This window comes from Janthinobacterium sp. EB271-G4-7A (assembly GCF_020858075.1).
Classification (GTDB): Bacteria; Pseudomonadota; Gammaproteobacteria; order Burkholderiales; family Burkholderiaceae_D; genus Janthinobacterium; species Janthinobacterium lividum.
The window spans coordinates 366,327-380,980 of record NZ_JACYMI010000004.1 but is presented as its reverse complement, the minus strand read 5'-3'; the positions used below and the strand labels follow the sequence as shown (position 1 = coordinate 380,980).

Genomic DNA, 14,654 nt, shown 5'->3' with positions numbered 1-14,654 from the left:
CGTCAGCGCTCCACTTCCTGCATCCTGCCATTGCGGCCGGGATTGCCGCGCTCATGGTTGCGCTCTCGCGGTGGCATCGGGCGCTCGGCACTGCGCGCCTCCTGTGGCGCACGCGCGGCAGGCGCAGGCATGGCCGGCGGCGGCGTTTGCAGCACTTCGCGGCGGGGGCCACGTTCTGCGCGGTCCGGGCGCGGCGCATCAAATTGGCGTTCCATGACGGGGCGCGGCAGTGGCCGCTCGGCACGGGGCCGCTGCTCGCCACGCCAACCGGGGTGCGCCACCTGGTCTTGCACGGGTGGCAAGGCCGGCATCGCCGGCATCACGGGCTGGGGCGGCACCGGCGGCTGTTGCGGCTGTGCCGGCACGGGTGGGCGGTTCGGCTGCATGGGACGGGGCGCCATATGCGTCTGGCCATCGTCCGTCTGCAAGCGGCCAGGGCGGTTTACCCAGTCACGCCGGAACTCCCTGTCGCCGCGCGGCGCATCGGAAGGACGCTGCCAGTTGCCCGCCGGCGCAGGCGCCGTGCTCAACGGCAAGCTTTGCATGACGGGCGGCGGCATGGTGGTGCGGTTACGGCGCGGCACGTCGACCGTGCGCGCGCCGCCAAAACGCTCGCCTGGCAGCATCGTCATGCCTGCACGGCGTTCGCGTTCGCCCGCCACAGGGCGGCGCCCTTCTGCGACGCGGTTGATGCGGCGTTCATACTCGGCGCTGGCGCGGTAGCCGGGCACGTAGCGCTCGTGCGGCGACAGGGGGAACCAGCCGACGCCAGGGCGCTGGCCATGCTGCGAACCGCGATCAGGCCTGCCGCCGACCCAGCCCACCAGGGCCGGCGCCCAAGGCACGCGGCCGCGCTCGCGCCCCGGTGCCCAGCCCCAGCGGTGGCCCAGCAGCACCCAGCGGCCGTAGTGCGAGGGCGCATAGCCCCACGGCGCATTGTCCACCCAGGTCCAGCCCCACGGCGCGATCCACGTCCAGCGCCCGTCGCTGTACGGCGCCCAGCCGGCCGGCACCGTGCTCGGCAGCCACAAGGGGCCGTATTCCGCGTCATCCTGCCAGGCACCGTAGCGGTCCAGCTCTTCATAGCCGGTCGTATCGTCCGTGACATAGCGCAAGGCCGGCGCGGCGGCGGGCAAGGCTTCGGGCCAGTTGTCGAAGGCGATCCTCTGCAAGGCGCCCGTGCGCAATTCCTCGTCCGTCAGCTCGGCGCGCTTGCCGGTGCGCAAGGTCACGCTGCCCGTCGCCCCATCCACGTCGGCCGCACCGTCGAGCACGCTGACGACGCTGGTGCCGGGCTGGCGCCCCGCCTCGATGCGCACCCAGCCGGGCTGGGTCAGGATCACGCGGGCCTGGCCGGTGGTCAGCTCGAAGCCGCGCAGCGCGTCGGGATTGCGCACGCGCACGCTGACCGTGCCATAGCTGAGATGCAATTTGAAACTGTCGTCATCGAGCTCGCTCACTTCCAGCTCGGAGTCGCCATCGAGGCGCACGGCGGCCGCGCCCACGCGCAACTCCGCCAGCGCGCCGCGCTCGGTGGTCAAACGGTTATCCGTGGTGACGGGCCAGTTCAGCAGGGCGTTTTGCGCCTCGCCATCGCCGGCGCGCACCAGCACCTGCCCTTCGACGGTGGAAATGCGCCCCACGCGGGCGGGCGGGTCCTGCGCCAGGGCCAGGGAGCACGCCGACGACAGCAGCACGGCGCACACTGTGTTCAAGAAGGGGGAAGACAGGATCGGACGCATGGCGCGCTCCAGGCAGGACTTACAAGGATGATTGCTACCGATTACATCCGCATTGGGCGGGCATCGCAAGCGGGCTTACAAATGTTTGCAACTTGATCTGGCTCAGGATGCCGCCTGGCCACCACGCTTGACGAAGAACAAGGCCGTGCCGACAGCCATCAGCAAGCCGCCAAAGAAGCGGTTCTGCTTTTTCACGGCCCTGGCATCGCGGAAAAAGCGTTGCATCGACGAAGCCAGGAAGGCGTAGCTGTGCATGACGACCTGATCGATCGTGCACATGGTGACGGCCAGGATCAGCAGTTGCGGCAGCAGGGGCGCAGCTGGGCTGATGAATTGCGGCAATACCGCCACCATGAAAATGATGCCTTTCGGATTCGTCACATTGGTCAAAAAACCCGTCAGCACGCGCCGGCCCATGGAGGGCACCACGGCGTCGGCATGCAGGTCGCCCGTCACCGCCACCTTGGCGCGCCACTGCGACAGGCCCAGGTAGATCAGGTACAAGGCGCCCACCGTCTTGACGATATTGAAGGCCACTTCGGAGGCCAGCAGCAAGGAACCGACGCCGGCGCCGGCGATGCCCAGTACCACCAGCAGCCCCAGCTGCAGGCCGAGAATGGTGGCGCTGGCCTTTTTCACCCCGTACGACAGGCCGTGCGACATCGACAGCACGGCGCCCGAGCCGGGCGAGACGGCGATGATGGAGGCGGCGATGACAAAGGTGATCCAGGTGGCGAAGTGCATGCGGTTTCCAAAAAATGGTGACGATGAACAATTTTAACCCGCTCAGTGCGGCCTTGCCGGCCCGCCCTGAGGTAAGATCGCAGTCACACACTCCCTTGCCGTACAACCAAGAATAACATCATGAAAAACAACACTTTCCTAGCCCAAACATTCCCTGCCACCACCGCGGGAGCGCGCTGAGATGGCCGGCTCCAGCCTGCTGGCCCTGCTCGACGACATCGCCAGCATCCTCGACGATGTTTCCCTGATGACCAAGGTAGCCGCCAAGAAGACGGCCGGCGTGCTCGGTGACGACCTGGCCCTGAACGCACAGCAAGTGGCCGGCGTGCGCGCCGAGCGCGAATTGCCCGTCGTGTGGGCCGTCGCCGTCGGCTCGCTGAAGAACAAGGCCATCCTCGTGCCCGCCGCGCTGGCCATCAGCGCGTTCGCGCCATGGGCCATCACGCCACTCTTGATGGTGGGCGGCGCCTACCTGTGCTTCGAAGGTTTCGAAAAGATCGCGCACAAGTATCTGCACCCGGACGACAGTCACAAGGCCGAGCTGGCCCAGGCGCTGCGCGACCCGCAGGTCGACCTCGTCGCGCTGGAAAAGGACAAGATCAAGGGCGCCATCCGCACCGATTTCATTTTGTCGGCGGAAATCATCGTCATCGCCCTGGGCACGGTGGCCGCGGCCACCTTCGCCGAGCAGGTGGCCGTCGTCGTCGGCATCGCCCTCATCATGACGGTGGGCGTGTACGGCCTGGTGGCCGGCATCGTCAAGCTCGATGACGCGGGCTTTTATTTGGCCGCGCGCAAGGGCGCGGGCGCGCTGATGGACGGCGTGCGCGGCTTTGGCCGCATGCTCGTGTCGGCGGCGCCGAAACTGATGAAATTTCTCTCCGTCGTGGGCACCCTGGCCATGTTCATGGTCGGTGGCGGCATCCTGACGCACGGCTGGCCGTGGGCCAGCGCCATGCTGCACCATGCGGAAGCAGCCGTCGGCGGCGTGGCCGGCATCGGCCCCGTGCTGGCCGCCGTCACGCCCAGCCTGATCAACGCGGTGGCCGGCCTCATCGCCGGTGGCCTGGTGCTGGCCGGCGTCACGGCCGTGTCGGCTTTATTGCGCATGGTCAAGCCGAGCAAATAAACTTTCTGGTCTGATGGGACGGCAGGCACATCCGTGCCTGCCGCCCCGGCCATGCCGGCGGCGCTTGCCTGCCCATGGAGACCCTATGCAGACTTCCCCCATCCAACGTCCCAGCAGCGCCTTTATCGGCGCTTCCTGGGCGGCATTGCTGATCGGCATCGTCACCTACCTGTCCGGCCTGTGGAACGCCGGCATGGCCCTCAACGAGAAGGGCTATTATTTTACGATCCTCATGTACGGCCTGTTCGCCGCCATCTCGCTGCAAAAATCCGTGCGCGACCGCGCCGAAAGCATCGCCGTGACGGGGATTTACTTTGGCCTGTGCTGGATTTCCGTGCTGCTGGCCTTGCTGTTATTGACTGTGGGCCTGTGGAACGCTAATCTGCAAAATAGCGAGAAGGGGTTTTATGCCATGGCATTCCTGCTGAGCCTGTTTGCCGCCGTGGCCGTGCAAAAGAATGTGCGTGACGTGGCGCGCGCCTCGGCCGCCTCGCCCGCCGAGGCGCCGGGAACTTAAATAGCAGCAGTGCGTCTATTCCTGTATCCATGTCGGGAGAGGATGATGGGCGACCAGCAGAAACGTTTGCAGATGGCACTAGAGGCGGCGCACATGGCGATCTGGGATTCGCGCATCGTCGATGGCCAGGTCATCGACGGCACGGTCAGCTGGTCGGCCAAGGGCGCCACCTTGCTGGGCCTGGAAGAGCGCGCGCTGACGCAGCCATTTCGCAGCTTTCTCGACTGCGTGCACGCCGGCGACCGCGGCAAGGTGATCAAAGTGCTGCAGGACGGCGTGCGCCGGGGCGGCGGCTACGCCCTGCAATACCGCGTCGTCTGGCCCGATGGCAGCGAACACTGGCTGGCGGCCAAGGCGCACGTCTTCGCCGATGCCGGCGGGCAACCCGAACGCACCCTGGGCATCATCTGGGATATCACCGAGCACATGGCACGCGAACTCATGATCGCCGAGCGCAAGGAACTGGCCGAAGTAACGCTCAGCTCCATCGGCGACGGCGTCATCACCACCGATCCGCAGGGCAAGACGCGCTACCTGAACCGGGTGGCCGAGCAATTGACGGGCTGGAGCAACGAGCTGGCGCAGGGCAGGGACATCGGCCAGACCATGCCGCTGGCCGACGAACGCACGGGCGAGGCGCTCGAGCACGTGGCCATGCGCTGCCTGCAACAGCGCCAGGCCATCGGCATTTCCCCCCGCTCGCAACTGATCACGCGCGACGGCCGGCGCATCGCCGTCGAGGAATCGGCCGCGCCCATCTGGTCGCGCGACGGCGAGATCCTCGGCGCCGTCGTCGTGTTTCGCGACGTCAGCCACGAACGCAAGCTGAGCCAGCAATTGTCGTGGCAAGCCACGCACGACGCCCTGACGGGGCTGATCAACCGGCGCGAATTCGAACACCTGGTGGCCGGCGCCCTGCACACGGCCAAGCAGGATGGCCACATGCATGCGCTGCTGTACCTGGACCTGGACCAGTTCAAGGTCATCAACGACACCAGCGGCCATGGCGCCGGCGACGTGCTGCTGCAGCTGCTGGCCAAGATGCTGCAGGCGCGCATGCGCGACAGCGACATCCTGGCGCGCCTCGGCGGCGATGAACTGGGCGTGCTGCTGCCGCACTGTCCGCTCGAGCATGCGCGCCAGATCGGCGAACAGCTGCGCCAGTCCATCCGCGATTTCCGTTTCGCCTGGGATAACCGCAGCTTCGAGCTGGGCGTGAGCATCGGCATCGTGGAAATCAATCAGGACAGCAAGTCCATGAGCGAGCTGCTGAGCGCCGCCGACCAGGCTTGCTACCTGGCCAAGGAGCAGGGCCGCAACCGCATCCATGTCTACCAGGAGTCCGACGTCATGCTGGCGCAGCGGCATGGCGAAATGCTGTGGATCTCGCGCCTGAACGAAGCGTTCGCGCACGATTATTTCCGCCTGTACGCCATGCCCATCGTGCACCTGCACGACAGCCCGGAACACCACGACGAAGTGCTGATCCGCATCCACAACAGCCAGGGCGACCTGATCTTGCCAGGCGCCTTCATTCCGGCTGCCGAACGCTACGACATGATGCTGTCCATCGACCGCTGGGTCATCCGTGCCGTCTGCCACCATATCCAGAGCGTGCGCGACAGCCTGCCGCCTTTGGCCGCGCTGGCGGAAAGCCGGCGCCGCGCACCGGCCCTGTATTCCGTCAACCTGTCGGGCATGTCGCTGGCCGATGCCGGCTTGCACGACTACATCACCGAGCAGTTCGTAGAATTCGCGATTGCCCCCGAACAAATCTGCTTTGAAATCACGGAAACGGCCGTCATCGCCAACCTGCCCAAGGCGCAGGTGTTCATGCGCCAGCTCAAGGCCCTGGGCTGCCGCTTTTCGCTCGATGACTTCGGCAGCGGTTTTTCCTCGTTCGGCTACCTGAAGGCCCTGCCCGTCGACTATTTGAAGATCGACGGCGTCTTCGTGCGCGACATCGCCACCAATGCCATCAACCGCGCCATGGTCAAGGCCATCAATGAGGTGGGCCACGTGATGGGCTTGAAAACGGTGGCCGAATACGTGGAAGACGATGCCACCCTGGCCGTCATCCGCGAACTGGGCATCGACTACGCGCAAGGCTACGCCGTGGGCAGCCTGCGCCCCCTGACGGCGGGTATCGATTAGCCGCTGCCGACAACCAGTGCCTTTAAAACAATGCCGCATTGCTATCGCTAAATGCGTGCAAGCACGACCAATCTGGAGGATTTTGATCTACATCAATAAATTTGCGCAGGCGACTCCTTACACTGATCTCCATTCTTGCAATCGTGCAAGTCTTACTCACCAATTGCTTGTTTAACTGATCAGGAAGCCGCGACCATGCGACAAAATTTGCCAGTGACTAACCGTGAAGTCCTCGTCCTGGACGATCAGGCCATCGTGTCGAAAACGGATATGAACGGCAATATCGTATATGTGAACCCCTACTTCAGCCAGGTCAGCGGCTTCAGCGAGGCAGAGCTGCTCGGTTCGCCCCAGAACATCGTGCGCCACCCGGACATGCCGGCCGAAGCGTTTGCCGACCTGTGGGCCTCGATCCAGGCCGGCACGCCGTGGACGGGCCTGGTCAAGAACCGCTGCAAGAACGGCGACTTTTACTGGGTGCGCGCCAACGTCACGCCCATCCGCGAAGCGGGCAAGACCATCGGCTACATGTCCGTGCGCGTGAAAGCGGACAAGGACCAGGTCAAGGCGGCCGAAGAAGCCTATGCGGCCATCCGCAACAAGGAAGGCGGCAACATCGTCATCAAGAACGGACAGATCGTGCGCCCGGGCCTGGCGCACCTGCTGCACAACCTGACGCACATGTCGCTCAACCTGCGCATCTGGGCCGCCACCTCCATCGTCAACTGTCTGCAGCTGCTGGTGTGCGTCATCAGCTTGTTCGCCAGCGGCGGCAAGATCACCAATTACGCCATCTTCGGCGCCACCCTGTTCGGCTTCCTGATCAACGTCTTCCTCTGGTACACCTTGCGCATGTCCGTGCTCAAGCCGCTGGGCAAGGCCCTGAACGGCGCGCGGGCCATTGCCGCCGGCGACCTGTCGGGCAGTTTTGAAACGGAAAGCACGGATGAAGTGGGGCAACTGCTGCGCGCGCTGCAACAGATGAACAGCAACCTGATCGCCACCATCCGCGACGTGCGCATCAACGTGGAAACCATGGCCGTGGCCACCAAGCAAATCGCCGTCGGCAATATGGACCTCTCGGGCCGCACGGAATCGCAGGCCGCCAGCCTGGAAGAGACGGCCTCGAGCATCGAGGAATTCTCGTCGACCGTGAAACAGAATGCGGACAACTCGGTGCAGGCAAATGAACTGGCCGTGGCCGCCTCGAAAGTGGCCGTGCAGGGCGGCGAGATCGTTTCCGAAGTGATCACCACCATGGACGAGATCAACACTTCGTCGAAGAAGATCGTCGACATCATCGGCCTGATCGAAGGCATCGCCTTCCAGACCAACATCCTGGCCTTGAACGCGGCCGTGGAAGCGGCGCGCGCAGGCGAACAGGGCAGGGGCTTCGCCGTTGTGGCGGGCGAAGTGCGCAACCTGGCGCAGCGCTCGTCCGTGGCAGCCAAGGATATCAAGCAACTCATTGAAATTTCCGTCGGCAAGGTGGGCGCCGGCATGCTGCAGGTGAACCGCGCCGGCGCCACCATGGAGCAGGTGGTCAGCTCCGTCAAGCAGGTGACGGCCATCATGCAGGAAATTTCCATCGCTTCGCGCGAACAGAGCATCGGCGTCGACCAGGTCAACCAGGCCATCGCCCACATGGACCAGGTGACGCAGCAGAACGCGGCCCTGGTGGAAGAAGCCGCCGCGGCCGCCACGCGCCTGGCGGAAGAAGCAGCCAGCCTGTCGCAAGCCGTGAGCCTGTTCAATTTCGGCAAGATGCCGCCACCGCGCCGCGTCGCCATGCCTGGCGGTAAATCGGGTGCTGCGGGCGCCGCGAACGCCGGCAAACCCGCCATGAAACGCCTGGCCGCCTAAACCTTTCAAGACTTCATACACACCATGCCTACACTACTCAGCAGTGCTTCCGCCGACCTGGACGCCGTCGTCGAATTCGACCCGGTCATCATCGGCAAGATGAGCCAGTCCGGCCCGCGCTACACGTCCTATCCGACCGCCGACCGTTTCAATGCGGAATTTGGCTACGGTAACTTCCTCGAAGCGCTGGCCGCCTTGCGCATGCGCGGCGGCCGCCGTCCGCTGTCGCTGTACGTACATGTGCCGTTCTGCGACACCCTGTGCTACTACTGCGCCTGCAACAAGATCATCACGAAAGACCGCAGCAAGGCCGCTACCTACCTCAGCTATCTGAAACAGGAAATCGCCATGCAGGGCAAGCTGTTTGCCGGCATGAACCAGATCGAGCAGCTGCATTTCGGCGGCGGCACGCCCACTTACCTGAGCGAAAAGCAGATGGACGAACTGATGGCGCACTTGCGCCAGCATTTCGAGTTCGCGTCCGATGAAGACGGCGAATATTCGATCGAGATCGATCCGCGCACCGTGTCGCGCGAGCGCGTGTTTTCCCTGCGCGCGCAAGGTTTCAACCGCATCAGCCTGGGCGTGCAGGATTTCGACGCCGACGTGCAAAAGGCCGTCAACCGCATCCAGCCGGAAGCGGAGACGGTGGCCATCATGCAGGCCGCGCGCGACGCGGGCTTCCGCTCGATCAGCATCGACCTGATCTACGGCTTGCCCAAGCAAAGCCTGGACACCATGACGGAAACCTTGCGCAAGGTCATTTCCGCCAGCCCCGACCGCATCGCCCTGTATCACTACGCGCACATGCCGCACCTGTTCAAGCCGCAGCGCCGCATCCTCGACGCCGACATGCCCGACAGCGCCACCAAGCTGGCCATGCTGGGCCTGTGCATCGCGCGCCTGACGGCCGCCGGCTATGTCTACATCGGCATGGACCATTTCGCCAAGCCGACGGACGATCTGGCCGTGGCGCAGCGCCAGGGCCGTTTGCACCGCAACTTCCAGGGCTATTCCACGCGCGCGGAAGCGGACCTGATCGCCTGCGGCGTGTCGGCCATCAGTTCCGTCGGCGCCGTCTACAGCCAGAATGAAAAGACGCTCGACGCGTACTATGAAAAGCTGGACGAAGGCGTGCTGCCGATCGCGCGCGGCATCAAGCTCGATACGGATGATTTGTTGCGCCGTATCATCATCCAGATGCTGATGTGCAATTTCGAATTGTCGATCGCCAGCATCGAGCAAGCGCACCCCGTCAAATTCCGCAGCTATTTCGCCGCCGAACTGGACAAGCTGCGCGAACTGGCGCGCGACGGCTTGCTCGTCATCGAGGAAGACTGGCTGACGGTGACGCCGAAAGGGCGCTTGCTGATTCGCAATATCTGCATGGTCTTCGACCGCTACCTGACCCTGGCGCGCGCCAACACGGCGCCCGACGCCGTGCAGCCGCTGCGCTACTCGAAAACGGTGTAGCGCAGCGCGATGAATGCCCTCAGCCTCGTGCCCATGTTCCTGGTCGGCCTGGCCGGCAGCGTGCACTGCATCGGCATGTGCGGCGGCATCGTCGGCGCCTTGTCGCTGGGCGGGGGCGCGGCGCCCGTGCGCCCCGTCATTTCCATCGCCGTGGCGCGCCCCGCATTGCAGACCAGCGTGCAAGCGAACGTGCTGCGCGTGCTGGCGTACAACGGCGGGCGCATCGGCAGCTACATGCTGGCCGGCGCCATGGCCGGCAGCCTGGCGGGCGCCGGCATGCTACACCTGGCGTCATTGCAGGTGGCCGGCTACTGGCTGGCCAACCTGATGCTGGTGGCTTTGGGCCTGTACCTGATGGATGCCTGGCGCGGCCTGGCCCACCTGGAAGCGGCCGGCAATGTCGTCTGGCGCCGCGTGCGCCCCCTGCTGAAACCGCTGATGCCGATGGATACGCCGTTCAAGGCGCTGGCTGTGGGCGGCCTGTGGGGCTGGGTGCCGTGCGGCATGGTCTACAGCGCGCTGCTGACGGCCATGATGCAAGGTTCTGCCCTGAACGGCGCGGCTGCCATGGCCGCCTTCGGCCTGGGCACCCTGCCCACCCTGCTGGGCATGGGCTTGCTGGGCACGCGCTTGCGCACGCAGATGCAGCGCCGTCCCGTGCGCATCGCCAGCGGCTTGCTGGTGCTGGGCTTTGGCTTGCTGGGCCTGCTGCGCGCCGCGAATGGCGTATCGCTGGGCTGGCTCGACGCCCTGTGCGTCACGGGCCATCCATGAACAGACGCATGAAACCAAACCTATGAATGCTGTTTTACAACCCTCCGCCTGCTTCCATTGCGGCTTGCCCGTCCCGAGCGGTTCCAGCTGGAACGTCACCATCGACGACGTGCCGCGCGCCATGTGCTGCCCCGGCTGCGAAGCGGTGGCGCAAACCATCGTCGACATCGGCCAGAGCGCGTACTACCGCGACCGCGATGAATACGCCGTCAACGCCTTTGATGCCACCCTGATGCCGCCCGAGCTGCGCCTGTACAGCAATGACGATGCGCAATTCGCGCGCGACGCCAGCAGCTGCGAAGCGACGCTGTCCGTCGAAGGCATCCGCTGCGCCGCCTGCGTCTGGCTGATCGAGCGCCAGCTGACGCGCCTGCCCGGCGTGCAGGCAGCCAGCCTGAACGTCGCCACGGAGCGCCTGTACGTGCGCTGGAGCCGCGCCGAATGCGAGCCGGGCGACATCCTGCAAGCCGTGCGCCAAGTCGGCTATACGGCCTATCCGTACGACGCCGTGCGCCATGGCGAGCGCCTGCAAAAGGCCAGCAAGACCCTGGGCCGCCAGCTGTTCGTGGCCGGCCTGTCGATGATGCAGGTGATGATGTACGTGGCGCCCGCCTATCTGGCCGAGGATGGCACGCTGGACGACAATATGGCCAGCCTGATGCGCTGGGCCAGCCTGCTCCTGACCCTGCCGGCCATCTGCTATTCGGCCATGCCGTTTTTCCAGGGCGCCTGGGCCAGCCTGCGCGCGCGCACCCTGGGCATGGACGTGCCCGTGGCGCTGGGCATCCTGGCCGCTTTCTTCGGCAGCGTGGTAGCGACCTTTACGGGACGCGGCGAGGTGTATTACGACTCGGCCACGATGTTCATCTTCCTCTTGCTGTGCAGCCGCTATTTCGAGCTGCAGGCGCGCCGCAAGGCGGCCTCGGCCCTCGAGCGCCTGCAGCACGCCTTGCCCGCGTCCGCCTCGCTGATGGCGGGCTTCCCGGACAACCGCGCCACCACGCTGGTGCCGGCCGGCAGCCTGGCCGTCGGTGACGTCATCCTGGTGAAACCGGGCGAGGCGATTGCCGCCGACAGCATCATCGTCGAAGGCACGAGCGCGCTCGATTTATCCCTGCTGACGGGCGAGAGCGCGGCGCAGCGCAGGAAAACCGGCGAGCGGGTGCCGGGCGGGGCGATCAACGCCAGCGCGGCGCTCATCTTGCGCGTGCTCAAGCCGGCGCGCGAAAGTACCCTGTCCGACCTGCTGAAACTGATCGAGCGGGCCGGCAGCGGCAAGCCGCAGATCGCGCAGTGGGCCGACAAGGTCGCCGCCTGGTTCGTGCTGGGCTTGCTGCTGTTTGCCGTCGCCGTGTTCGCCTTCTGGAGCTGGCACGACCCGTCGCAGGCGTGGCCCGTGGCCATCGCCGTGCTGGTCGTCTCGTGCCCCTGCGCGCTGTCTCTCGCCACGCCGACGGCGCTGGCGGCGGCCACCGACAGCCTGCTGCGGCGCGGCGTGCTGATCGTCCAGCCGCATGTGCTGGAAACCCTGCACCGCGCCACCCACATCGTCTTCGACAAGACGGGAACCTTGACCCTGGGCCGGCCCGTGCTGCGGCAAATCGAGGGACTCGGCAGCATGAGCGAAGACGCTTGCCTGCAGGTGGCCGCCGCGCTGGAAGCGGGCAGCGCCCATCCGCTGGCGCAGGCCATCCTGGCGGCGGCAGGGGAACAGCCGCAGCCGCGCACGCATGCGGAGCAATTGCAGGAAGTGCAGGGACAAGGCTTGGAGGGCATCGTCGATGGCGTGCGCTACCGCCTGGGGAACGCGGCCTTTGTCGCCGCCATCGCCGGGCCGCCGCTGGGCGACACGGCCGTCGGCATGCAGGGCATGACGCCGCTGTACCTGGGTGCGCAGGGGCGCTGGCTGACGCGCTTCTTACTCAGCGATGCGCTGCGCCCCGAGGCGCGCGACGTGGTCGCGTACTTCCACCGGCGCGGCAAGCAGGTCGTGCTGCTCAGTGGCGACCAGGAAGCGCTGACGCAAAGCGTGGCGACGGAACTGGGCATCAACACGGCGTGCGGCGAATGCCTGCCCGATGAAAAGCTCGATTTCGTGCAGCAGTTGCAGGCGACGGGCGCCGTGGTGGCGATGGTGGGCGACGGCATCAACGACGCCGCCGTGCTGAGCGGTGCCGACGTGTCCTTCGCCATGGGTTCCGGCGCCGCGCTGGCGCAGGCGCATGCGGATACCGTGCTGCTGTCGAGCCAGTTGGTGTCCGTGCTCGACACGGCGAAAACGGCCGCGCGCAGCATGCGCATCATCCGCGAAAACCTGGGCTGGGCCACCCTGTACAATCTGACAGCCATCCCGGCCGCCGCGCTGGGTTTCCTGAACCCCTGGCTGTCCGGCGTCGGCATGGCTGCCAGCTCGGCCGTCGTCATCGCCAACGCCCTGCGCCTGCGGAAAGCCTGAACATGGAAGCACTCTACCTCCTGATCCCCTTGAGCGTCGTGGTCGTCTTCATCGCCCTGTGGGTGTATTTCACGGCCTCGGACGGCGGCCAGTTCGACGACCTCGTCGGACCAGGCCTGCGCGTGCTGCAGGACGACGATACGACGGCCAAGCCGGCGCCCGGCGAACCGCATCCCTGATTTCACCCGCCCGGATTGCCGGGATCTTGCATGGCTTTTTTGACCGAAATATCACTTTATTTCGATGCCAGTTCGCTACGCTTATTTCATCCGGGGAATTTTGATCCACATCAAAGTTTTTTCGCGATCAAACACTTACTCTCTGGCCACCATCATAAATAGTAATTCCAGGGAGAGTCTTTGTGGATCAATCGCTGAACTATAACTACAAGATCGTGAAGCAATTCGCGGTCGCTACTGTGGTATGGGGCATCATCGGCATGCTGGTTGGCGTTATCATCGCCGCTCAGCTGGCCTGGCCTGCCCTGAACCTCGACATACCATGGCTGACATACGGACGCTTGCGTCCGCTGCACACGAATGCGGTGATTTTCGCCTTCGGCATCTGCGGCCTGTTCGCTACTTCGTACTACGTTGTCCAGCGCACCTGCCAGGTGCGCCTGTTTTCCGACAAACTGGCCGCCTTCACGTTCTGGGGCTGGCAAGCGGTGATCCTGTGCGCCGTCGTCACCCTGCCCTTGGGCATGACACGCGGCAAGGAATACGCCGAACTGGAATGGCCTATCGCCATCCTCATCGCCGTCGTCTGGATCGCCTACGCCATCGTGTTCTTCGGCACCTTGATCAAGCGCAAGGTCAAGCACATCTACGTGGCCAACTGGTTCTTCGGCGCCTATATCCTGGCCGTGACGATCTTGCACGTGGTCAATGGCGCCGTCATGCCAGCCTCGTTCACCAAGTCGTATTCCGCGTATGCGGGCGTGCAGGACGCGATGATCCAGTGGTGGTACGGCCATAACGCGGTGGGTTTCATCCTGACCGCCGGCTACCTGGGCATGGTGTACTACTTCATCCCGAAACAGGCCGAGCGCCCCGTGTACTCGTACCGTCTGTCGATCGTCCACTTCTGGGCGCTGATCTTCACCTACATGTGGGCCGGCCCGCATCACCTGCACTACACGGCATTGCCTGACTGGACGCAATCGATCGGCATGGTCTTCTCGCTGGTACTCCTGGCACCAAGCTGGGGCGGCATGATCAACGGCATCATGACCCTGTCGGGCGCCTGGCACAAGCTGCGCACCGATCCGATCCTGAAATTCATGATCGTCTCGCTGTCGTTCTACGGCATCGCCACCTTCGAAGGTCCGATGATGTCGATCAAGACCATCAACTCGCTGTCGCACTACACCGACTGGACCGTTGCCCACGTGCATGCGGGCGCCCTGGGCTGGGTGGGCTTCATCACCATGGGTTCGATCTACTACCTGCTGCCGCGCCTGGCTGGCCGCACGCAGATGCACAGCACGCGCCTGGTCGACGTGCACTTCTGGGTGGCCACCATCGGCATCGTGCTGTACATCGCGGCAATGTGGATCGCCGGCGTGATGCAGGGCCTGATGTGGCGCGCGGTCAATCCGGACGGCACCCTGACCTATACCTTTGTCGAGAGCGTGAAAGCGACGTATCCGTACTACGTGGTGCGCGTGGCCGGTGGCCTGCTGTACCTGTCGGGTATGTGCATCATGGGCTACAACACCTGGATGACCTTGCGCGGCAGCAAACTCCCCGTCGCCCGCATTCCGGAACTGAACGCGGCGCACGCCTGATAGGAGCGAAAGCA

At 64.9% G+C, this 14,654-nt stretch carries 11 protein-coding genes; 9 read left to right on the top strand and 2 right to left on the bottom strand.

The window, feature by feature from the left end:
* Nucleotides 1-2: 2 nt before the first annotated feature.
* Nucleotides 3-1,742, bottom strand: a complete 1,740-nt coding sequence (locus IGS58_RS24625; protein WP_230522932.1) for a FecR family protein — start codon at nucleotides 1,740-1,742, stop codon at nucleotides 3-5.
* Between the two features lie 102 nt (nucleotides 1,743-1,844).
* Nucleotides 1,845-2,486, bottom strand: a complete 642-nt coding sequence (locus IGS58_RS24620; protein ID WP_070257886.1) for a LysE family transporter — start codon at nucleotides 2,484-2,486, stop codon at nucleotides 1,845-1,847.
* A 181-nt stretch (nucleotides 2,487-2,667) separates the two neighbouring features.
* Between IGS58_RS24620 and IGS58_RS24615 the strand changes: the two genes are divergently transcribed.
* The 9 genes from IGS58_RS24615 (at nucleotide 2,668) to ccoN (ending at nucleotide 14,640) form a co-directional block, all read left to right on the top strand.
* Complete coding sequence (locus tag IGS58_RS24615; RefSeq protein WP_230522931.1) at nucleotides 2,668-3,615, top strand: DUF808 domain-containing protein; 948 nt, start codon at nucleotides 2,668-2,670, stop codon at nucleotides 3,613-3,615.
* Between the two features lie 85 nt (nucleotides 3,616-3,700).
* Nucleotides 3,701-4,132, top strand: coding sequence for an inner membrane protein YiaA (yiaA, locus tag IGS58_RS24610; RefSeq protein WP_230522930.1), 432 nt, complete (start codon nucleotides 3,701-3,703; stop codon nucleotides 4,130-4,132).
* Nucleotides 4,133-4,225: 93 nt separating this feature from the next.
* A complete protein-coding gene (locus tag IGS58_RS24605; RefSeq protein WP_230522929.1) occupies nucleotides 4,226-6,286 on the top strand; it encodes an EAL domain-containing protein in 2,061 nt (686 codons plus the stop codon).
* A 195-nt stretch (nucleotides 6,287-6,481) separates the two neighbouring features.
* Nucleotides 6,482-8,149 carry a methyl-accepting chemotaxis protein gene (locus IGS58_RS24600; RefSeq protein ID WP_034782732.1) on the top strand — a complete coding sequence of 556 codons (1,668 nt, stop codon included), beginning with the start codon at nucleotides 6,482-6,484 and terminating at the stop codon, nucleotides 8,147-8,149.
* 24 nt (nucleotides 8,150-8,173) lie between these two features.
* Entirely contained in the window at nucleotides 8,174-9,622 is a 1,449-nt protein-coding gene (hemN, locus tag IGS58_RS24595; RefSeq protein WP_070257883.1) for an oxygen-independent coproporphyrinogen III oxidase, read from the top strand.
* A gap of 9 nt (nucleotides 9,623-9,631) precedes the next feature.
* Complete coding sequence (locus IGS58_RS24590; RefSeq protein ID WP_230522928.1) at nucleotides 9,632-10,396, top strand: sulfite exporter TauE/SafE family protein; 765 nt, start codon at nucleotides 9,632-9,634, stop codon at nucleotides 10,394-10,396.
* Between the two features lie 22 nt (nucleotides 10,397-10,418).
* Nucleotides 10,419-12,851 (top strand): heavy metal translocating P-type ATPase, encoded by a 2,433-nt coding sequence (locus tag IGS58_RS24585; protein ID WP_230522927.1) that lies wholly within the window; start codon nucleotides 10,419-10,421, stop codon nucleotides 12,849-12,851.
* Between the two features lie 2 nt (nucleotides 12,852-12,853).
* Nucleotides 12,854-13,030: a cbb3-type cytochrome oxidase assembly protein CcoS gene (gene ccoS / locus IGS58_RS24580; protein ID WP_034782725.1), complete on the top strand. Its 177-nt coding sequence runs from the start codon at nucleotides 12,854-12,856 to the stop codon at nucleotides 13,028-13,030.
* A gap of 182 nt (nucleotides 13,031-13,212) precedes the next feature.
* Entirely contained in the window at nucleotides 13,213-14,640 is a 1,428-nt protein-coding gene (ccoN, locus tag IGS58_RS24575) for a cytochrome-c oxidase, cbb3-type subunit I (protein ID WP_034782722.1), read from the top strand.
* The last annotated feature ends 14 nt before the right edge of the window (nucleotides 14,641-14,654 follow it).

Coding starts and splice junctions, on each gene's coding strand:
- IGS58_RS24625 (WP_230522932.1), bottom strand. CDS start 1,742: ATGCGTCCGATCCTGTCTTCCCCCTTCTTGAACACAGTGTGCGCCGTG.
- IGS58_RS24620 (WP_070257886.1), bottom strand. CDS start 2,486: ATGCACTTCGCCACCTGGATCACCTTTGTCATCGCCGCCTCCATCATC.
- IGS58_RS24615 (WP_230522931.1), top strand. CDS start 2,668: ATGGCCGGCTCCAGCCTGCTGGCCCTGCTCGACGACATCGCCAGCATC.
- yiaA (WP_230522930.1), top strand. CDS start 3,701: ATGCAGACTTCCCCCATCCAACGTCCCAGCAGCGCCTTTATCGGCGCT.
- IGS58_RS24605 (WP_230522929.1), top strand. CDS start 4,226: ATGGCGATCTGGGATTCGCGCATCGTCGATGGCCAGGTCATCGACGGC.
- IGS58_RS24600 (WP_034782732.1), top strand. CDS start 6,482: ATGCGACAAAATTTGCCAGTGACTAACCGTGAAGTCCTCGTCCTGGAC.
- hemN (WP_070257883.1), top strand. CDS start 8,174: ATGCCTACACTACTCAGCAGTGCTTCCGCCGACCTGGACGCCGTCGTC.
- IGS58_RS24590 (WP_230522928.1), top strand. CDS start 9,632: ATGAATGCCCTCAGCCTCGTGCCCATGTTCCTGGTCGGCCTGGCCGGC.
- IGS58_RS24585 (WP_230522927.1), top strand. CDS start 10,419: ATGAATGCTGTTTTACAACCCTCCGCCTGCTTCCATTGCGGCTTGCCC.
- ccoS (WP_034782725.1), top strand. CDS start 12,854: ATGGAAGCACTCTACCTCCTGATCCCCTTGAGCGTCGTGGTCGTCTTC.